Annotated in this window: 18 protein-coding genes; 1 reads left to right on the top strand and 17 read right to left on the bottom strand. The window is 50.7% G+C overall.

Going from position 1 to position 20964, the window contains the following annotated elements; genetic code table 11:
• Positions 1–87: 87 nt before the first annotated feature.
• From ftsH to HP435_RS00805, 14 genes are all read right to left on the bottom strand, one after another.
• Positions 88–2013: an ATP-dependent zinc metalloprotease FtsH gene (gene ftsH / locus HP435_RS00870; protein ID WP_122966014.1), complete on the bottom strand. Its 1926-nt coding sequence runs from the start codon at positions 2011–2013 to the stop codon at positions 88–90.
• Between the two features lie 69 nt (positions 2014–2082).
• Positions 2083–2622 (bottom strand): hypoxanthine phosphoribosyltransferase, encoded by a 540-nt coding sequence (hpt, locus tag HP435_RS00865; RefSeq protein WP_063230345.1) that lies wholly within the window; start codon positions 2620–2622, stop codon positions 2083–2085.
• Complete coding sequence (tilS, locus tag HP435_RS00860) at positions 2619–4046, bottom strand: tRNA lysidine(34) synthetase TilS (RefSeq protein ID WP_122966015.1); 1428 nt, start codon at positions 4044–4046, stop codon at positions 2619–2621. Before tilS ends, hpt begins: the two co-directional genes overlap by 4 nt.
• Positions 4018–4470, bottom strand: coding sequence for a threonine/serine exporter family protein (locus tag HP435_RS00855; protein ID WP_063230343.1), 453 nt, complete (start codon positions 4468–4470; stop codon positions 4018–4020). The genes tilS and HP435_RS00855 overlap by 29 nt, the downstream gene beginning before the upstream one ends.
• Positions 4471–4476: 6 nt before the next feature.
• Entirely contained in the window at positions 4477–5223 is a 747-nt protein-coding gene (locus HP435_RS00850) for a threonine/serine exporter family protein (protein ID WP_122966016.1), read from the bottom strand.
• Positions 5224–5238: 15 nt separating this feature from the next.
• Positions 5239–6165: a serine/threonine protein kinase gene (locus tag HP435_RS00845; RefSeq protein ID WP_122966017.1), complete on the bottom strand. Its 927-nt coding sequence runs from the start codon at positions 6163–6165 to the stop codon at positions 5239–5241.
• Positions 6155–6916: a vWA domain-containing protein gene (locus HP435_RS00840; RefSeq protein ID WP_122966018.1), complete on the bottom strand. Its 762-nt coding sequence runs from the start codon at positions 6914–6916 to the stop codon at positions 6155–6157. The genes HP435_RS00845 and HP435_RS00840 overlap by 11 nt, the downstream gene beginning before the upstream one ends.
• A gap of 65 nt (positions 6917–6981) precedes the next feature.
• Positions 6982–9456 (bottom strand): stage II sporulation protein E, encoded by a 2475-nt coding sequence (gene spoIIE, locus HP435_RS00835; RefSeq protein ID WP_122966019.1) that lies wholly within the window; start codon positions 9454–9456, stop codon positions 6982–6984.
• 292 nt (positions 9457–9748) lie between these two features.
• A complete protein-coding gene (locus HP435_RS00830; protein WP_063230338.1) occupies positions 9749–10114 on the bottom strand; it encodes a S1 RNA-binding domain-containing protein in 366 nt (121 codons plus the stop codon).
• Between the two features lie 43 nt (positions 10115–10157).
• Positions 10158–10469 (bottom strand): FtsB family cell division protein, encoded by a 312-nt coding sequence (locus tag HP435_RS00825; protein WP_229049787.1) that lies wholly within the window; start codon positions 10467–10469, stop codon positions 10158–10160.
• Between the two features lie 14 nt (positions 10470–10483).
• Positions 10484–11056 carry a spore cortex biosynthesis protein YabQ gene (yabQ, locus tag HP435_RS00820; protein WP_173598016.1) on the bottom strand — a complete coding sequence of 191 codons (573 nt, stop codon included), beginning with the start codon at positions 11054–11056 and terminating at the stop codon, positions 10484–10486.
• Complete coding sequence (gene yabP / locus HP435_RS00815) at positions 11053–11337, bottom strand: sporulation protein YabP (RefSeq protein WP_063230335.1); 285 nt, start codon at positions 11335–11337, stop codon at positions 11053–11055. Before yabP ends, yabQ begins: the two co-directional genes overlap by 4 nt.
• Before the next feature lie 103 nt (positions 11338–11440).
• Positions 11441–13468 carry a copper amine oxidase N-terminal domain-containing protein gene (locus HP435_RS00810; protein WP_173599737.1) on the bottom strand — a complete coding sequence of 676 codons (2028 nt, stop codon included), beginning with the start codon at positions 13466–13468 and terminating at the stop codon, positions 11441–11443.
• Between the two features lie 158 nt (positions 13469–13626).
• The gene (locus HP435_RS00805; RefSeq protein ID WP_173599736.1) at positions 13627–15432 is read right to left on the bottom strand and encodes an SgrR family transcriptional regulator; all 1806 of its coding nucleotides are present in this window, start codon (positions 15430–15432) and stop codon (positions 13627–13629) included.
• Positions 15433–15535: 103 nt separating this feature from the next.
• On the opposite strand from HP435_RS00805, the gene HP435_RS00800 reads away from it, so the two are divergent.
• The gene (locus HP435_RS00800) at positions 15536–16825 is read left to right on the top strand and encodes an MDR family MFS transporter (RefSeq protein WP_173599735.1); all 1290 of its coding nucleotides are present in this window, start codon (positions 15536–15538) and stop codon (positions 16823–16825) included.
• A gap of 44 nt (positions 16826–16869) precedes the next feature.
• Here the strand turns inward: HP435_RS00800 and HP435_RS00795 are convergent, their stop codons facing one another.
• The 3 genes from HP435_RS00795 to mazG form a co-directional block, all read right to left on the bottom strand.
• Complete coding sequence (locus tag HP435_RS00795; RefSeq protein ID WP_229049786.1) at positions 16870–19050, bottom strand: GDYXXLXY domain-containing protein; 2181 nt, start codon at positions 19048–19050, stop codon at positions 16870–16872.
• A gap of 106 nt (positions 19051–19156) precedes the next feature.
• Positions 19157–19450 (bottom strand): RNA-binding S4 domain-containing protein, encoded by a 294-nt coding sequence (locus HP435_RS00790; protein ID WP_063230333.1) that lies wholly within the window; start codon positions 19448–19450, stop codon positions 19157–19159.
• Positions 19451–19452: 2 nt separating this feature from the next.
• The gene (mazG, locus tag HP435_RS00785) at positions 19453–20940 is read right to left on the bottom strand and encodes a bifunctional methyltransferase/pyrophosphohydrolase YabN (RefSeq protein WP_122966024.1); all 1488 of its coding nucleotides are present in this window, start codon (positions 20938–20940) and stop codon (positions 19453–19455) included.
• Positions 20941–20964 lie beyond the last annotated feature (24 nt).

Raw genomic sequence — 20964 nt, 5'->3', positions numbered from 1 at the left:
ATTTCTCCTCCTCCACTGATTCGGTTTGTTGGGCTAGACAAATGCCCCTTGTCCCTTTATGAAGAAAAGAGGCACCTGAGGCGCCTCTTATTGTTTCGGTTCTTCGTTTGTTTCTTCTTGTTTTGGTTGAATGTTCACGACCACATCATTGTTTTCCTGATTAGCCGGATCGTTGTCCATTTTTCCCGTTTCGATCAATTGCTTGATCTGCTCAGCATCAAGTGTCTCTACGCGCAGCAATGTGTTAGCAATCAGATCCAGCTGATCGCGGTGCTTGGTCAGCAGTTCTGTACACTTGGCGTAGCATTCGTTGATGATGTTTTGCATTTCAAGATCGATCTCGTACGCGATTTTGTCCGAGTAGTTGCGCTCGTTGCCATAATCGCGGCCCAGGAACACCTGTCCTTGGCTTTTACCGAATTGCATCGGACCGAGCTTGCTCATTCCGTATTCGGTAATCATGCTGCGAGCAATTGCTGTCGCACGCTGGAAGTCATTGTGCGCCCCGGTACTGATATCCCCGAGCACCAATTCCTCAGCCACTCGTCCACCCAGCAGGCCGACGATTTTGTCGAGCAAATCGCTTTTGGTTGCAAAGAAACGGTCTTCTTTTGGCAGCATCACTGTGTATCCGCCAGCCTGGCCGCGCGGAATGATTGTTACCTTATGTACCATTTCTGCATTTCTCAAATGATAGCCGATAATCGTGTGACCAGCTTCGTGGAACGCAACCAGGCGTCTTTCGTCTTCGCTGACTACGCGAGACTTTTTCGCCGGACCAGCAATAACGCGGTCGATGGCTTCGTCTACTTCCTTCATGCTGATTTGCTTTTTGTTTTTGCGGGCAGTGAGAAGAGCTGCTTCGTTCAGCAAGTTCTCCAAATCTGCACCAGTGAAGCCCGAAGTACCACGGGCAATCACATCGAGCTTCACGTCTTCGCCAAGCGGCTTGTTGCGGGCATGAACCTTGAGCACCGCTTCACGGCCCTTGATGTCAGGACGATCCACTGTGATTTGACGGTCAAAACGTCCTGGACGCAAAAGCGCCGGGTCGAGAATGTCAGGTCGGTTGGTCGCAGCTACCATGATGATACCTTCGTTGCCGCCGAACCCGTCCATCTCTACGAGCAACTGGTTGAGAGTTTGCTCGCGCTCGTCATGACCACCGCCGAGTCCAGCACCACGCTGGCGACCTACGGCGTCAATCTCATCGATAAAGATAATGCACGGAGCATTTTTCTTCGCGTTTTCAAACAGGTCACGCACGCGGGATGCACCGACCCCGACGAACATTTCCACGAAGTCAGAACCGGAAATGCTGAAGAACGGAACGCCTGCTTCACCAGCGACAGCGCGGGCGAGCAATGTTTTACCCGTACCTGGAGGGCCTACAAGCAGAACCCCTTTCGGAATACGAGCGCCAACAGCGTTAAATTTGCGCGGGTCTTTCAGGAACTCAACAACTTCCTCCAGCTCCGCTTTTTCTTCATCTGCACCCGCTACATCGTCAAACGTAACGCGCTTCTTCTCTTCGTTGTACAGCTTCGCGCGGCTTTTTCCGAAGTTCATGACTCGGCTTCCGCCACCCTGAGCGTTGTTCAGAAGGAAGAAAAACAGGATGAAAATGATGACAAAAGGAATGATCGAGGTCAGGAACGTGAGCCAAATGCTGTTGCCCTCCGCTGGATTGAACTCTACCTTTTTCAGTTTTTGATCATCAATTTTCGTCTCCACAAGTTTTACAACATCGGAGTCGTACAAAGGAACGTTGGTAAAAAATTTGTTGCTTTCCTGTCCCGGAATAGCTTTAGCCAGTGTACCCTCTACCCTGTATGTGCCATTTTCAGGGCGCATGGATAGCTCTGTAACATTGTCAGCCTTCAGCTGTACCCGGAAATCCTGATATGTAAGTTTCCCAACCTTATCAGTACCGGAGAGGATGAAATTCACGATCCCGACCGTGACAAGAAAAATCAGTAGGTAGAACCCGGTATTACGAAAAAAGCGATTCATTCCTTACCTCCTCTCACGAACAGACACTTTTCACATTTTATCATATTTTGCAGGGTCTCCACAACAAAGCTACTTCGTGTAGACTTCAGGTTTCAACACCCCGATATACGGCAAATTACGATAGTGCTCGGCATAGTCCAAGCCGTATCCAACAACAAATTCGTCAGGAATATCGTAACCGCTGTAATCCGGTGAAATATCCACCTTGCGACGCTCTGGCTTGTTGAGAAGTGTGACCACTTTCACAGAGGCAGCTTCGCGATGGCGAAGCAGCTCTACCAGCCGGCTCAATGTCAGTCCGCTATCCATGATGTCTTCTACTACCAGCACGTGTCTGTTTTGCACGGAAGTATCGAGGTCCTTGAGGATTTTCACCATGCCGGATGACTCTGTTCCGCTGCCATAGCTGGAAACCGCCATGAAATCCATTTCGCATGGAATGTTCATGTGACGGATCAGGTCAGCCATGAAAACAACCGCGCCTTTCAGTACGCAAATCACCAACGGATTTTTGCCCTGATATTCGGCAGCCAGTGTTTCGCCCAGCTCCTTTACCTTTCCTGCAATATCTTCTTCTGATAGCAAAATCTTCTCGATGTCTTGATTCATGAAAAAACCTCCCGCCAATCTTCTCCAAACTCAACCCGCACGTGTAGAAAACGCCTGGTCTGTCCATTTACAGGCGCTACGGCGGAACGGCGCACACCTGGTACCAAAATCACCTCATCGCCCGCCGTCAAAAGCGGAAGTTTGTCCCGCCATGCTCGCGGAAATTTGGCATCAATTAGTAGATCCTTCAGCTTCTTTCCAGTTGCAGAGCCAAACAGGGTGAGACGATCTCCTGATCTCCGGTTGCGCAAATAAAGCGCTCCCGGGAGCTGATCGGCGTCGAAAACCGCCTCGTTCTCAGGGAGTCGTCCCCAATCCATGGGACTTTCAAGGTATGAAATATGTACCGTGGCATTGCTCTCGTCGATCCGGGTCACCCCTGGAACTGCGAGTTCGTAACTATAGGTATGTATGCTGTCTTGCCGCTTTCTACGACTAAAAAGGATTCGTCCGTACATCCGGCTTACGACCAGTTTGTCGGGCAAATGAACTTCCGCAGAAGGGCGACTTCCCCCTAGCATGTGCAAAACGGTCTCCACATGCTGCGAAGACCATTCGGTATGTTTTGAGAGATAACTTAATATTAGAGTAATCATTCTCCTTTGTAAAGCAACGTCACAAGTTTGAAACTTGTCTTTGTCAATGACAAATGCTTCCTGTTTCTTTTCGATCACAGCCTCGTCCAGACGCTCGCGAGCCAGCCTGGTCAAAAACGCCTCATCCTGCGAAACCGCGCCTGCCAAATCAAGAATATGCTCGCGGTACTTCTCGTTTACCTGAGCCAAGAGCGGCATCACATCCAGACGCAGCAAATTGCGCTTGTACTTGCGCGAACGATTGCTGCTGTCCTCTCGTGGAGCAAGACCATTTTCCTGGCAATAGGCTTCCAGTTCCTGACGCGTTTTATGCAACAGCGGACGCACCAGTTCAATCCCAGTATCTTCCAGCATGCGACGCTGCGGCATGCCAGCCAGTCCTTGCAACCTGCTGCCGCGCACGAGACGGAACAAAATCGTCTCCACCTGGTCATCGGCATGATGCGCCAACGCCAGCTTGGTTGCCTGATGAGCAATGCCTACTTCGCGATAAAAGCGGTAGCGAAGCTCGCGGCTTGCCTCCTGGCCTCCCTTCCCCGTCTTTTTCATATAGGAAGGGACATCGTACTCAAACAGGTGAAAAGACACGCCAAGCTCGCTGCACAACGCTTCTGCGTACTGTGCATCCAGCCTGGCCTCCTCTCCGCGGAAGCCGTGATTCAAATGAACGGCATGCAGCTTCCAGCCGTATTGATAGTGTTGATTTAGAGAAGCCAATATATGCAAAAGAGCTGTAGAATCATTGCCGCCGGAAATTCCGACGACAACCGTTTCTCCGGGGAGAAGGAGCCTTAGAGCCTCAATCTCGTTGCGTACGCTTTCCAGCATAACGGGCTCCTTTCCAAATCGTCACGACGGAAATACCAAAAATAAGTCCGGATGCAATCGCCCCAGCCACCATCAACGTCTTGGTAGCCAGCGTGATCCCCTCCACGTAGTTGTTGTTCACGAAAGCCAGCATGGATTTGTAGGCCAACGAACCGGGAACGAGCGGAATAATGCCCGCGACGCTAAAGTTGGTCGAGGGAACACGGAGCAAAATCGATAAAAACTGGCTGAGCAACGAGACGATCGCTGCGGAAACAAATGTCGACAGCAGCACTTCCGCCCCCCAGATCGGCAAAAGCGAAAACACGCAAAATCCGACCATCCCGGCCAAGCCACCGGCCAAAATCGTGCGAACCGGGACGTTAAACAGCACGCACCACGCCATTGATGAGAAGAAGCTCAGCGCCAAACCTTGAACAAACATACTTACTCACCTCAACCAGAGAATAATCGCTGTGGCTACCGCTACGGAGACGGCCGTCAACATGGCCTCGACTCCCCGGGAAACACCCGCAACCAGATCACCTGCCAACAAATCCCGCAGCGAGTTGGTGATCGCAATCCCTGGGAACAATGGAAGCATGGCACCGATAATGATGATGCTAATGTGCAGCTGTGGGAAAAGGGCTACAGCCAGCAAGGCAAACAGCCCGCCCAGCAAAGCAGCCGTAAATTCGGTAAAAAACTTCATTCGAACAAACTGTTCCAAATATTCGAGGCTCAGATTGACGATCAGTCCAGCCAGCGCCGACGGGACGAGATCAAACCATGTACCTCCGGCAAGCATGGCAAAGGAGCCGCTGGCGATGGCTGCTGCCATATGCTGCATCCACTTCGGATAAATCGGCTTTTCCTGGTCGATTTCACGCAGCCTTCGATACGCTTGCTCCAAGGTGATCTTCCCGCTGACAAAGCGCCGGGATACGTCGTTTACAAGTGTGATTTTATTCAAATTGGTGGTTCGCTTTGGCGTTCGGACCATGCGGGTATGATCCAGCCCGCTACACCGAAAAGACAAAATGATGCTCGTAGGTGTAGCCGAGCTGTTGACGTCATCCATCCCCGCAGCCACGGCAATCAAAGCCATCGTCTCTTCCGTCCTGTATGTTTCACCACCATTTTTCAATATGATTGAGCCTGCCAACAAGCAAGTATCCATCACCAAATCCGAGGACACAAACCGTCACATCCTTCACATGAACCATGCATAATACAAAGTTCCAGCCAATAGCAGCAAAGAGGCGACAAACAAGCCGCTTATGCCTCCCCCGACTTTGCCTGGCTTCGGCGCCTTTTTTCGCGGCTGCGCGACAGTGCGCTCCCGCAGGACTGTCAAAAGCTCCGCTCTCATCTCGCCCGCCGAGGCAAACTTCCCGTGAAAAGCCTTTAACAAAGGCACTCGGTAAGGGTACAGGCTGTCACTTTTCCGTATTATATCACAGAGCAAACCCGTATGACGCGGTTCACTAAGGCTGCTTTTCCACAACTCTTTTCCAACGGTCAAACGCACCATGATCACAGCTGCACAGAACAAGTCGTAGCCTGTGTCGGCCTTTCGATCGCCAGCATGCCAAAAGGCGCGATCGTACTCTTCCGTGAATTGGCGAACGGCACTTCCTTGCTTGGTAACACCGCCAAAATCAATCAGCCGGACGGTTTTGTCCGTCTGGCTCACCATGATGTTCTCCGGTTTCAAATCACCGAACGTGTAGCCGTGCTTGTGCAGCACATCGAGCCGGGCTAACAGCTGCACGATCAGGACAGGCACCCATTCCGTCCCTGCCTGCTGGATATAGCGATCCAGCTGTTCGCCCTCCAGGTACTCCATGGCATAAAACGTACACGCTTTTCCGTTGACGACCAGGTCGTCCACATCACAGAGGAGCGGTCCCACTTTGGAATCCCGCCCCTGTTGTACGCTTTTCAACACGTTCACTTCCATTAAAATGTCCATACCTTCCACGCCTACCTTGACAGCACGGCGCACACCGTCCTGGGAGACGAGGTAAACGGTTCCGTTCGCACCACGCCCCAACTCCCGCAGAACGTGGTACGACTTCCGATTCCACTTGCCCTGAAAATACTTGGGCAGATCTGGAGTAGCTGCCTTAGAAGACATGGTCGCGCAGACTTCCGTTCATGTCGTCGTTTTCTTCTTCGTCTGTATAGCGATCTTTCAGCGTGCTTGGGAGTTTATCCTGCTCAAACAAAGCAATCGCTTCAACGATCGCAGGCCCGGTCGGCGTAATGCCGCTCATTGCCAGATCACTGGTCAACTGATGAGCCTGCTGTACTTTTTCTGTCCAAGGAATGCGTATATCCAAATGCTTTTGTTTCCCAGGAAATGAGCCGACAGCCATTCTGCTTTGTCCACTTCGGGAGTGCAAGCTAATGCTAAAATCGTGGATCGCTTGCTGAACGGCAGACAGTTTTGGCTTCATACTGCCGGATGTATCGACAAGCATCACGACATTCAGACTGCTTTTTTCGCCCAGATCGTCGACCATGCCTGCTACTTGAACGCGTTTGTCCGGGGCCAGTTCATCTATTCCGGAATCGCCCAAAATCTCTTTCAATTCTTTATTGACCACTTGATGGATGGTTCTTGTCATCGCCTTGCGCGTCAACATTTGGACTGTTTGCGCCAATTGCTGCGGATAGACGATATCGCAAAGCCCTCCTCCCGCCTCGGCGATATCGCGGATTTCCCGCTCCCCTTTTTCGCCAAGCTCGCTTTTGTCAATGACTCCGATCACGTTGACCGTGATTCCTTGCTCACGCGCCAGTGCTGCTGCGGCAACCGGGCTTATTCCCGAATTGGAGCAGCCGTCTGTTACTACGAGAATTTGACGAAGTGTCGCTTCTTTCACAAATAATCTCCCCATTCAGCCTGTTTTAGCAACAGTATCGCCGCGCTGATGGGAAAACATACTCCCTAGCTTACAATCCGTGGCCGTTCCAGCTTCTCCATCCCGTGTACCTGGATCGCTGACCATTGCGGAACGAACCGATCAATCCGCGCCACGAGTACCGTCATGTCATCCACGATTTTCCCGGAATGCTGACGAATGACTTTTTCCAGGAGCAGGTCGGCTACTTCTTGCGGATCATCTGTTTCCAGCTCGCTGATGATCCGCTTCATCCACGCCTGCCTGTTTTCGATATGGCGGGGAGCCTCGTAGATGCCATCGGACATCATGACCAAAAGATCGCCTGGCTTGAGCATTCTCGACACGACATCGACCTCGATTTCTTCCAAAATGCCCACGGGCAAGTTGTTGGCTGTAATCGTGATGACGTCGTTTTTTCGTTTGACGAAGCTCGGTGTCGAACCGATTTTGATAAACCGGGTATGCGCCGTCTGCAAGTCAATCAACGCCAGATCAACGGTGGCGAACATTTCATCTGTAGAGCGCAAGGCCAGGATAGAATTGACGGTCTTGATCGAAATTTTTTCGTCCATGCCGGAGCGAAGCAGCTGCTGGAGCATGTCGAGGGCAGACTGGCTTTCCAGAAAAGCCCGTTCCCCATTGCCCATGCCGTCGCTGATTGCCAGCGCCATTTTGCCATTGCCCAAATCCATTGTGCGGAAGCTGTCTCCGGACAAGAGCTTGCCATCTTTCGCTGCGCCAGCGACGCCGATTTCGATTTCAAACGTTTTGGCGGAGGCAAGGCACATCGTGCAAGAGCCGTCTTTTTGCGCTTCGCATTGACGCTCGCGAACCACGATGTTCTCGCCCAAAATTTCCGTCAGCATCGGAGCGACGATTTTCCCGCATTCATCATGTCCAAAGCAAGTCGGCTGACTGATTTCGATATCGACCTTGCCTTCTTCCAGGCTGTGAATTTCGACCCGGCGAACCGATAGCCCCAATCCTTCCAGCGCTTTGGAAACTTGCTTTTCCTGAAAAGACAGCTCCATGCCTTCCCGCTGAATTTCGCGGGCAAAATCGCTCATGACCCGGGAAACTCCCGACAGTTGGTCAGCTACCAGCTTGCGGCTCTCCTTCACCTGTTTTTTCAACTGGTCAAAAGCTTGCTGACGGTCGTACTCTTGTTCCATGACCGTCATCACCTTTTCTGTCTTGACGCACTTTCGCTCCCAGTCGCGTGGCGGAGTGACACCCGCGAGCGTGCCATTTTCGTACACTTTTTCCATCAGGTAGCGCATGCCTTGATACGTAGCTTGCGTGTCCTTTTCCCAGCATTGTTCTTTTTTCCAGCACTTTTGGCACGTAAATTCGGACACCCGGCTGAGAAAGGCATCGGCTTGTTCCTCGATCTCCTCCTGATCTGCGGTTTGGGCAAAGCTGCGGGACAATTGGGTAAACAAATCGGAGAACTGTTGAATTTTGCCCGCCGTCACATCGCGGACTCTGCGCATATATTCCTGATGAGATTGCAAATTTTCGGGGGTACCCGGAATAAATCTGGCTACTTTTTTCCAAAGTACAGCAGGGGTGAGAATGAAGCAGACAATCGCCAGGGAAGTTTCAATCAAGGAGTAGTAAAGCGTCTCTTCCGCCCCGCCGTAAATAGCCAGGATCGCTGTTCCGATCAGCAGACCTGCGGAAACGCCTACTTTTCCGCCTTCTTTCAGCAGTCCTGCCAAAAGACCTGAAAAGGCCAGCAAATTGATTTGCAGAAGGGCACTTACATTTGCCAAACTGAGGATAAGACCAGTTACGACGCCAACCGCTGCACCAACGGTTCCACCGCCGACGAAGGCGAAGACGAGCAGCAAATAGCGAGAGAGTACGTGTTCCATCGAGATGCCTTCGACCATCCAGTCCACTGTACCTGTCATCACAGAGGCGAGCAGGATGACGAGCGACACGATTTCCTCGTTTTTCAGCGGCTCATAAGGCTTGGCCAAATGAATGATCGAAAGCGACTGGATGAAGATGAGCGTTAGCACGAAGCCGAGTACAGCTTCTACAGCCACCATGATCAGCTCGTACGTATTTACCTGATTGGTGAGCACCGCGTACAAGAGCCGACTGACAAAGATCGTGACGACCACGAGCAGCGGAGTGCGCGAAAAGTCTTTGCGCCGCAGCCGCTCCATCATTTTGCATGTAAACAGAGCGAGGACGATGCTGAGGATCGTCTGTAGCCCGATCGGCACCGATTGGGTAAAAGCCCCGAGAATCAGCGCCAATCCGGTAACGAGCAGGCAGTCTCTGCGAATATAGAACATGACGATAAAATACGGTATAGCAAAAGGCGTCAGCTCTTCCAAGATCAAGGCCCGCCCGAGCAAAAACCCCATCAAAAGTGGAAGCACATTCCATCTGCGTACGGCATCAGCGACTTTGTCTCCCCATGTTCGTGCGGTCGTATCCATTCGTTCTGACACTTGGCGCGCCCATGCTTGCCCAGCTTGGGTCACATTTTTGTTTGCGATCATTTTAGCTCCACCCCGTTCTTGTTCAATGTGTTTCTCCATTATACGGAGGTGGTATTGTAAAATTTGTCAAAAAACCAGCGAATATTCACAGAATCGTGCGACAAATAAACCTGCGAATTTGGACAAAAAAAACCGACGTTATGGCGGATAACGTCGGCTGACAGGTGATTCGCGCTTTGCGAAACGGGCTTACGATACCTTATTCGTCACTACTTCAAAATGACCTTCCTCTTTTTTCTGTCAAACTGTGCTTTTAACAAAGAAAGAAAAGTCATAATTTTCCGATCAATATTCACCGGCCACGTCCCTTTTTATCTCCGCTCTTTTTCAGAGAGGACTGGCGGTCTTCGCTTTCTTTGAGGAAGCGATTGAGCTTATCTTCAAAGCCTTCTGTGCGTTCCCGCTGTTGGCGGGGCTGGCGCTCTTTTTCCTGCGCCTTTTTGATAGACAGCCCGATCTTGCCTTCCTTCACACTGAGGACTTTTACCGTTACGATATCGCCGATTTTCAAAAATTGGTGAATATCTTTCACATATACGTCGGCAACTTCACTGATATGCACCAGTCCGGTCACATTTCCAGGCAACTCTACAAACGCGCCAAATTTCGTGATGCCAGTGACTTTTCCTTCCAGTTTGCTCCCGATCTCGACTCCCATGTACGTGGAAAGCCTCCCTCTCCTAGAAGATCACACTGTGAGCTTATTCCGGAATCACGTAAATGCTCTCGCCCTGCTTGGTGTAGTAAATTCGTTTGCGCGCCAGCTCGGCCAAATATTCCTGGTCGTTCAAGCGGCTTGCCTCATACGTCAGTTCCTCTTCCTTTTGCTTCAAGACAACCGATTCCTGCTTGAGTGCTTCCAGTTCGCTGCTCTTTTCAGCCAACACTCCGCTCTGCAAGTAGAGTGTATAGCCAGTCCAGACGAAAAAGCACAGGATAAAAAAGAAAAAGAGCCGCATTCTTCGTCTTTGTCCTTTTCGATTGGTTGGAGAGGTCGTTGCCTGTTTCATCATTTCGCCACCTCGGATTACTCCCGCTTTCTCTTTGAGTGAAACCAATTCTTCCAATTGGTCCAGATTCCTGTTGTTTTTCCGAACATTTTTTTCCCCAAATGTTGACCCCATTTGGCAAAAGGAGAGATGACAAAACGTGTCACTTTCCACAAAAAGCCGAGGATCATGAGCAACATGGAATAAAAAAATGCCAGCACCATCAGGATCACTCGGTAAATAAAGAGCACGGGACGTACAACCAGGGTATCAATAATTTGTATGACCGTTCGGTATAACCACTGACAAAATTTTATCATGCGGTTTAAAAAAAGGATATACTTCTTACTTCCTAATAAAAAATACAGCCACGCACCGAAAATCATTCCAAAAAAGATGGGAAAACGAATTATCCCGTCGTTTACTTTTACTAAAATCCAGAAAACGGCTCCCATACTGCCAACCCAAAACAGGACATCAAAGAAGAAGACCAGCCAGAGCGGCATCCTGCTCTTCCCTTTGAACACATGATACGTATCAAATCCCATTCCCATAAGAGCCCCGCACGTCGACATGGCCAAAACCGTCTGCAACTGAAGGATGATGTTCACTTGAACAACTTGCCGAAGAATCCTCTCGACCGATCTCCGGCCTGACCTTGTTCCAGATACGCCATTTCGTGAACCAGGCCCTCGATCGCCACTTCTCCGGTTTCCAGACTCAAATTTTTCATATGCAGGTTTTGGCCTCGTATGGTTAAAAAGCCGCCGTCCGTTTCCAAGAGGAATTCTTCACTGTCAAAGCTTTCGACGTTTTTTACTCCCGAAATCGCTAAACTGCGTCGATTGATCATCACGATTTCGTGGCGCGGCCGCTTCGTGTGGTCGTTCATGATTACTCCCCCCTAACGTACCCTTCTTGTACCATCGTATGGAGGGGGATGTCCTTTTAGAACAAAAAAACCCCGCTGACCTGCGGGGTTGCTTTTGCCACTCTTATTTGTACACGGTATAGTTGCCGTTCACATAAATGATTTTGTAGCCGGTACGATCGGCAATCGTCTTGAGCGGCAAGGTAGGAATGTTGTTTTTCAACTGAACCGCTGCCGGCAAGGTAACGTTTTGTCCGTTGACGTTCACGATGTTGGAGCCGACCTTGAACTGCATCACCGTGTTGCCGCTGACGACTTTTGCTGTCGTTTTCGTGTAGCTGACCGAGAAGCCGAGAGCATCGCGGAAAAATGTAGTCGGCATGAGCGTGTTGCCGTTTACTGTATACGGAGCAACGGCCAGTTTTGTCGTTTTGCCTGCTTTCGTGAAGGTCGCGACGTTCGCCTTGAAGCTCACACCGTTCAGAGCCACTACATTGGCAGGACGGGCGAACAGCAAGCCCTTCTCTTCAGAGGTATAGACGCCGATGCTGTAGACGCCCGGCGTACCCGGATTTACAATCCCCGCCGATTCAGCCACGTTGACTTGCACCGCAGCACGCGCCGGGATGTCTGTGGAAGGCACGATGATCAGATTTTGTCCGCGCGCGCCTACGTAATTGGCTGCCACGCCGTTCACGGTTACTGTATTTGTTGGCACATAAGCTGGCACCTTGAAGCCGACAGGAAGAACCACTTCAATAAAGCCCTGGCTGCGGACAATCGGAGCGCCCAGTGCTTTGATGCCAATCTGCAATCCGGCCGGAGTCGATGCGGTAGCTCTGGTAAGCCCGATCGTAGCCTGCGTGTTGTCTACAGGAACAGGGGCAACTACGCCGCTAATTTGAAAATCTTTGGACTTGTATGTTTTGTTATCGACTTTTGCCGTAATCGTGTAGCTCCCTGCGGATTTCGGGTTGACCAGATAGCCGTCGTACGCGAATTTGACACTCAGGCGATTCGAGCTGGAAAAGCCGCTGGGCGTGCGAAATGACACCTTGTTCCCGTTCACGCTAAGTCCCGTCACCTGATCGCCGTTGACGGTCACATTGGAGCTGGAGAGAACAGGCGGCACCATTCCCCACTCAGGGAACTCGACCTGAATATCCGAATTGCTGTACAGCTTGCTGGACAAATCGAAATCAAGCGTATAGCTGCTTCTCGCTCCCACGGAGCTATCAGACAAGGAAACTGAGAAAGGCGTGCTGCTGGCGCCTGAGATTTCCACGTCCTTGGATTTGTACTTTTTACTGTCGTACTCCAATGTGTAATAGTAGGACTTGCCAGGATCGGACGGATTCACAATGCCTGCCGATGAGCTGAACTCCAGTTTGATATAGTTGTCTCCGTCAGCACCGCTCGGCACTTCGATTCGCACGGTATCGCTGTCGATTATCGTCACGTAATCAGCCTTGTAACCGTTGACCTTTACATCGGACTTGCTGATGCTTTTCGGCAGCATGTCTCTCGTTGGGAAGTCTACATAAATGTATTTGCCCTCTTTGAGCTTGCTTTTGGAAGCCAGAGTGAATTTGCCGAGCGTCAGCGAAATGCTTTCTTCTGCATTTTTGTTGCTGTGAGAAGCTTCGAAATCCCCCTTGCTGCTACTGCTGCTGGAAGAGGACTTGCCAATCGAGATTTTTTTGCTTTTATAGGTACTTTCGCTGCTTGTTTTGACCTCTATGGAATAGCTGCCCTTATCATCGGGGTTGGTGATGTTATCGATTTCCACAGTCACTACGGAGCCTTTTTTAATGCGATCCCCGATTTCGATTTCCACCACGTTTTTACTTACAGATACGCTGTCAATCGTAACCTTGTCGCCGTCATCCTTAACCGAAACGTCGGATTTTTTCAGCTTTTTGTCTACGGAATAGTCAGAAGGGAACCGAACGTAGATCGTGTCGCCTGATTTCAGTTCCTTGTCGATTTCAAACTCAATCGTATATTCCGTTTCTTCTTCCGCACCTGTATCATCTGCTGAAACCTCTTCGATGGAAAGAGCTTGAGCAGCTTTTGGCTCCATCACAAACGGACTTGTTAGCACCGTAGTCGCCAGCAGGACAGAGATCCCTTTCTTCGCGCTTTTGTTCAACGGTAACGCCTCCTTCTCCTCTGAAAAACTTCCCCGAACGGGGTGGCGATTCGCTCGCCGTTTTTCCAATATGGATGTGACCGCAAGCGGCCTGCAGCACAAAATCAAACCCTGCGCTGCAATTCCTTCTATGATAGGAAAAGTAAGGCAAGAAAGGGTTACAGACTGGTAACGAATGACTTAACCCACAGTTTTGAAAAATCAATCCAGCCAAAAGAATCCAGCGTGATCCCTTGCAGAGCCGGATGATAGCGGTCAATGCGCCTTGCATGGTGAATAAATAAAATCCACAACTCATCTCTCAGCATGTCCTCGATGCGTGCCAAAGCTTCCAGGCGCTCCTCCTGCTGTTCCAAACCGAACACCCCAGCCAATTGCCTGTTCACAATCTCCCGCTTTTTGTCATCGAGGAAACGGTACACCATCGTGCATTTATTTTTGTAGATTTCAATCAAGCCCAGCTCAATATCGCGTTGCAGCACTTCTCCCATCATGCACATATCCGCATGTTTTTCAGCAAAGTCGGACAACGTCTCGGCTTTCGTCGCGCTCCTCGCTTCAAGCCGGATACCGATTTGCTCACATCTTTGCCGCAGCCATTCCGCCTCCTCGCCATATTGTTTTCCTTCCCCGTACAAAAGAACAACCGTCTCTCCCTGGTAGGCGCTTTTTTGCAAACAAGCTGCCGCCTCTTCTATCGTTGATGATTGAAAAGTCATTTGCTGGCTTCGGGACGGGAGGAAGCTGCCTGCGGGAGATCGGTTTTGTGTTCTCAGCTTTTCGATCATCTGAACGGGATCGAGCAGATGCTTGATTGCCTGCCGAAAATAGAAGTCATGCTGAATGCCTGGTTTGTTAAAGTTGAAGCTCAAGTAATAACAACCGATCTCTTGAAACTCGATGTTGTTGCCGCCATCGCCATCGCCTTGCAAAACTGTTGAGGACGACACTGTCTGCTCTGTCTGCTCCGGCAACTGGTACCGCATCTTCGTCTGTTCCGCGCCCGATACCCGCCAAATTTCTACCCGATCCAATATCGCTCTCTCCCGGTAATAGTCTTCGAAAGCGCCAAGCACCAGCTTGTCCTCGGTAAATTCCAGCATGCGAAACGGCCCCGTTCCTACTATCGCACGCTCGGAAAACGGCACATCATGCGGCAAAACCGACAGTGCGATAGACGCGGCATAATGCAGGAAAAATCCGTTCGGCTCCCGCAAATGAAAGATGACCGTGCAATCGTCAGGGTGCTCGATGCTCACGATGTCCTCGACCTGCCAGCGATAAGGCGAGTCGAGGTCGACGAGGCGCTGAATCGTATAGGCGACATCTTTTCCCGTAAACACGCGCCCATGGTGAAACCGCACGCCTTTGCGCAAATAAAACGTCCAAGTCCGCTTCTCCTGATCGCTTTCCCAGGCGTAGGCTAGTTGAGGCTGAAAGGACTGGGAAGCAGGATTGAAAATAATGAGTGTATGGCAAATTTGTTGAATAAAGTGACTCTCCGCCGATACAGCAACAAATGCCGGATCAAGAGTCGAAAGCACGCGCTCCCGCGGAATGCGCAGAACATCCTGGCGTCTGCTCTCGCCTTCCTCTGCGACAAAGCCAAATTGAGCGTCCCACACTTCCTGCAAGCAGCGCCGGACGTTTACAGGCAAGCTTTTATGCTGTAAAAGCTCCACCGCCTCCCGAACGTTTCCTTGTGAAAGCAGCTCGTGAAAGGAATCGGTCAAAAACTGGCTGACATCACAAAGAATCGTCAGCGTAGAATGGTTGCCTCTGCCCACGCCCGGCTGCCATCTCAGCAGCCCTTCCCTCTCCCATTTGCGTAAGATCAGCTTCACATTGCGCGGTGTGCAACAAAGCAGCTCCGCTAATTCCGTAATTCCGACCGTCAGCTCTGCCCCCGGCTCCCAAGCGGAAAAACCGAGCAACATTTGCGTAAAGTGTTCATGACTTTTCATGTTCATCCATCCTAAAAGGTGAAATCATTACTGCGATCTTACTCTTTTTCTTCTCCTTTTAACAGCTACAATTTAGTCAAGAAAAAGGAGAGGTGGTCTGCACATGAGTTTGTTTGAACTACACCCGAATATCCGCATTCGCATCGTGACTTCCTTTCTGACGAAACTGGTTGGAAATATGATTTTCCCGTTCATGGCCATCTACTTTTCTGCCAAAATGGGGTTGGCTTTGACAGGGTTTTTGTTAAGTCTGACGTTGCTCACTCAGATTTTGCTCGGTTTTTACGGGGGCTATCTGGCTGATCGCTGGGGCAGAAAAAAAGTAATGGTATACGGTCAATCGGTCCAATGTGCCGCTTTCCTGATCATGACGCTTGCCAATTCACCGTGGCTCGATTCCGCTTGGCTCACTTTTGCCATGATGCTCTTGCAAAGCGCGAGCAATGGGCTGATTAGTCCAGCAGCCGATGCGATGCTGATTGATGTGAGCACCGCGGAAAACCGCACCTTCATGTACAGCATCAATTACTGGGCTTCCAACTTGTCGATTGCGATCGGCTCCGTTCTCGGCGGACTGCTGTTTGCCACGCACCGTTTCGAGCTGTTTATTGCCCTAACCTTGGTCAGTTTGTTCACGCTCTACATGATGTCTGCGCGCATGCAGGAATCGTATTTTCCGCAAAAGGACAGGGCGCAACGAACTCCTTTTGCAGGCGCAAACGTTCTCGTAGATGTCATAAAAAGCTACAGGCAGGTAATAACGGATCGTCGCTTTTTGCTGTACTCGCTGGGAGGTCTGTTTATCTTTTCCCTGGAGTTCCAGACTGCGAACTACGTCGCTGTAAGGCTATCCCACGAGTTCCCGTCCCAAAGCATCTCGCTTTTCGATTGGTTTGCCGTTGAACTGACTGGTCTGAAAATGTTCAGTCTCATTCAGTTGGAAAATACGCTCCTGGTGGTCTTGCTCTCCCTCTTTATCACGAGGCTGATCCGCCATGCGCGAGAAGCTTCTGCCATGTACGTTGGCGGGCTGTTGTACATCGTCGGCTATACGGTAATCCTGTACAGCAATTCCCTTTTCCTGCTGATGGCGGCTATGCTAATCGCCACTTGGGGGGAGCTGATTCACATTCCGACCAGGCAAACCTTTCTCGCCCGGATTGTCCGCGATGACGCCCGCAGTTCCTACATGGCAGTGAACGGCCTTGTGTTTCAGGGCGCCAGAATCATCGGAACGGCTGGAATTACGCTGGGGGCTATTTTCCCTTCCTATCTGATGGCGCTGCTGTTTTTCCTGCTCGGGGTTACGGGCATGTTGATCGTCCGCCATGTCGTATCGCAACTGGAACAGACTCATGTCCCGATGACCCATGCAAAAGAAGCTGCCCGATAATGCTCGGACAGCTTCTTGCTGTTTCTTTTCAAGATGCTTCATCTTTATTCCGACGACAGGCTCTCCAGCAAGGCATCGCCCTTGGCTCCGACTCTGATCGTCGCAAACTTTGCATTTTCCTGTACTTCCAATCCTGTTCCTTCAGGGACAAAATAGCTCTCGATTCCGTACTCAACCTGGCCCCATCCGACTGTTTTCCCATTGATGACGACATCGGACGGATCAGCCGTATAAGGCTTGTTCCAGACGCCTGCTTTTTCATAGTAGCCACTGTAGCCGTACACATTCTGTTCTTGCTTCCGTAATACGACACGGACTTTTTCCCCGGAAGGAAGCTCCTCGTCTGCAAGTGTCGATATGTCGTAGTTCAATCTCACATAATCGCCTTGCAACAGCGAGCGTGGGTCGACTGGCGCCAGCTTCAGCTTGACGGAGGTTCCTTGGGACAAAATCGTCTCGCTGCTGTACACCTGGTAGCCTGCCAAAACAAGTTGAAGCAGCATAATCATCAGCAAAATTAGCGGCCGCTTCGCAAAGACTGGCGACATTATCGGCGTGTCTGACTGTACGCGCCGCTCCAGCCAATAGCTGACGAGGAAAAAGACGATGCTCAAAAGCAGCAGACTCAACGATTTATGCAGCAAGCTCCACAACAGGTCGTAATACTTCATCAGCAAAAAGGCAAACCAGAAGGCGAGAACGATGCCGAAAGCGCTTTTGCTCTTCCTGTGCAAGGTCTGATAAAGCAAATAAGTCGTGAAGACAAAGAACCCGGCTTGAATCAGCAAATTCACGGCAAATGATTCAAAATGAAGCTCGGTCAACGCAAGCAAGGACAGCAAGCCGTAGACGAGGGAGCTGTTTCGCAAGACGGTGGGCAGGCTTCGGACGTAATACATCCCCATTTGGAACACAAACAGGATCAAAAGCACCGTCGTATCCTGCATGAACATGTTGTTCGTAAGCTTGAAATAGAGCACGAGCAGAAAGGCGAGTTGGGTCAAGAGCCGCGCGGGAATGCCAGCTGCCGCCTTCCACACGTAGAGCAAAACGGCGAGGAAGACCACCCAATAATAGCCTTCCAGAAACAGCGAGGAGCCGATTCCGAGCAAATAGCCTATCGTAAGCAATGTATAACGAACCGTTGCATTCATTTTCGGAAGCAACAAAGCCGGGGCAAGAAACCCGAGCAGCGACAGGAAAAAGATAAAATACAACACCGATTCGTCATCGAATACAAGAACGAGCAGCCCGGTCAGCGAGATGGCTCCAATGAATGCGGCAATCGTCGTTACCAGCACCGTAAATGCTTCCTGGAAAAATTGCACCCACTTGCTTTTTTGATGCGCCGATTCCTTGCGCAGCCAGTTGATGCCCACGACCGCCCCCCAGACAAGACCCGCAGCCGCCAACAGCGCCACGAGGAAAAAGCCCTCAGAGTAATACTCAAGCATATACCAGAAAAACTTCGCGAGCAGGAACAAAGACAGCATGGAAGCTGTCGCAATCAGCAGTCCGCGGTTGGGCAGCCATTTCAAAAAGGTTACGAACAGGACGGCTCCGACCAAAAGATACAGAATTTCAGGCAATGCATCGTACACTTCGACAAACGATGAGATGAACAAGCTGACGGAAAAGACGAGAAAGGACAAATAATAGATCGGTTGAGACGGCAGCTTTCGCGTCGACGTCAGCCAAAAAAGCACCATATTGCCAAGTGCGACCAGCCAGAAAATCATGTACCACCATTCGCTCTCGCGCGATACGTGAACGACTGTCGGTTCGAGGAAAAAGATCAGGGCCAGATGCGCCAAAACATAGCTGATCACGTAAAAAGGCTGGTAGCGCGTAAAAATCGCGAAGAGCAGGTTAGGAATCAGCCAGACGACAAACAGCATGTAGCTATCGGCGTGAGAGTTGTAAATCTGCCCTAAAAGAGCGACACAAAGTCCAAATGCCAGACCTCCGGCAACCAGCAGCCAATTGCTGAGGAAAGCATGACGTTTCAACAACACGGACGTGACATAGGATGAGAGATAAAAAAGAACCAATACAGTGACACTGACACCTATTTTCTCCCATCTGTCCAGCATCGGCCAGTTGGAGGCGAAAAAGTAAAACAGGGCTGAAAGCAAAAGTGAAATGGCCAAGAAGTACCCCGTCTGAACTCCCCTTTGTTCCATCTGCACCACCATCCCTTCTGATTTGCTTTCATGTATTTCCATTATATCCTTCTTTTGCAGAAAAAACGTCCTGCGGTTTTGTGCCACCAGCAGCCTTGTCAAAAAAAAGACTGCCGTAATGGCAGTCCAAGTTGCAATCCTGGGCACGTTACCCTTTCAAGTAAGCGTCCTCTTCTTTTTCGTCACGTGGCACGGGAACTTCACCAATGACCGTATAGAGCGACGCTGCTTCTTCTTTGCGCGGATTTTCCTTGATGTCTTCTACTTTTACGGAAACGATCTTTTGTCCGAAACGGATCGCCAGCTTGTCGCCAATTTTCACGTTGCTGGATGCTTTGGCCGGACGATCGTTGATTTCTACCCGAGCTTTGTCGCACACTTCTTTTGCCAGCGTACGGCGCTTGATCAGGCGGGATACTTTCAAATACTTATCCAGTCTCATCCTTACTCTCTCCCTTTTGTCTGGTGTTTGGCTTCCTCCCACCATTTGTCCATTTCCTGCAAATCGGTTTGTTCAAAGGTGCGGCCAGCTTCGTGCAGCTTCCCTTCGATATAGGAAAAACGCTTTTTGAACTTGTTGTTTGTCAGTGCCAGCGCTTCTTCCGGATCAATTTTGAGGAAACGAGCCAGATTGACCACGGCAAAGAGCAAATCGCCCAATTCGCCAGCGCGCTCTTCTGCGGACGCTTCCCGCAGCTCGTTGTATTCCTCTTCTACCTTTTTGTACACATCTGCAATATCGTCCCAGTCGAAGCCGACTTCCGCTGCTTTTTTCTGAAGCTTGTAAGCGTACATCAGTGCTGGCAGATCGCGCGGAATACCGGAAAGTTTGGACGCGGCGGCCACGTCGATTCCTTTTGCCGCTTTTTCCTGTGCCTTGATTTCTTGCCAGTTCGCGAGCGCTTCCTCTGAATCATTGGCACTCTTTTCTCCGAATACGTGCGGATGACGGCGCACCAGCTTCTCATTCAAAGTCGCAACCACATCGTCGACGGTAAAATATCCATCTTCCGCTGCGATTTGCGAATGCAGCATGATCTGCATCAACAAATCACCCAACTCCTCGCACATCGCATCCGGGTCTTCGTCATCAATCGTTTCCAGTACCTCGTACGTTTCTTCGATCAAATTTTTGCGAATGCTTTGATGCGTCTGCTCGCGATCCCACGGGCAGCCATCCGGACTGCGCAAAATGGCGACGATCTCTTTTAAATAAGAAAACTGACGGTATGATACGGTGTCGTCTGTAGTTGGCGGCACGTACACCAAAGACAAATTGCCGAAATGCTCGACCCGGTCCAGCTCGTACAGCGGAACGCTCTCGATCCGCTCTTGGCCCGCTACGCCGACAGCTGTAGCCACCGTTACCACGTAATCATCCGGCAACACTTCCATCAAAGTCAGCTTCACATCCGATGCGACGAAAGCATCGTATACTTGCGCGATAATCGTGTGCAGCCCTGGCGACACTTGATGCGCCGAGAGAGCCGTCCCGTCGAGCAAGGAAAAGCCCTCGATCGGGTCGATGTGCAGTCTTGCGAAAAGGGGGTCGATAAAGCTTTGCCCGCCGCCGATCTCAATCTGCACGCCGCGATTCGGCCCTTCTTCAAGCAACAACTGAACCGTGCGTTCCGCCACCAAAGGATGACCAGGAACGGCGTACACGATATGACCTGCTTCCTGCACTTTGCCCAACAGCCGTTCGACGATGTCCGCGTACACCTCGGCGAAGCCGTCGTGCTGCTCGTACACTTCGTCAAAAGAGGTCAGGGCGACGCCTTCGCTTGCCAACTGCGCGACAACCGGATGCTCTTTCGTTCTTAAGTACAGCTGGTCAGCCTGTTTGAGTGTCCGATAAATCCCGTACGGAAGCTGATCGAGGTCACCTGCGCCCAGCCCCACTACCGTAATCGTATTTTTGTTCTTATCCAATCGTTTCGCCTCCACTCGACTACC

Source organism: Brevibacillus sp. HD3.3A (assembly GCF_013284375.2).
In the GTDB taxonomy this organism is placed as follows: domain Bacteria; phylum Bacillota; class Bacilli; order Brevibacillales; family Brevibacillaceae; genus Brevibacillus; species Brevibacillus parabrevis.
This window is presented reverse-complemented; position numbering and strand designations above follow the sequence as displayed.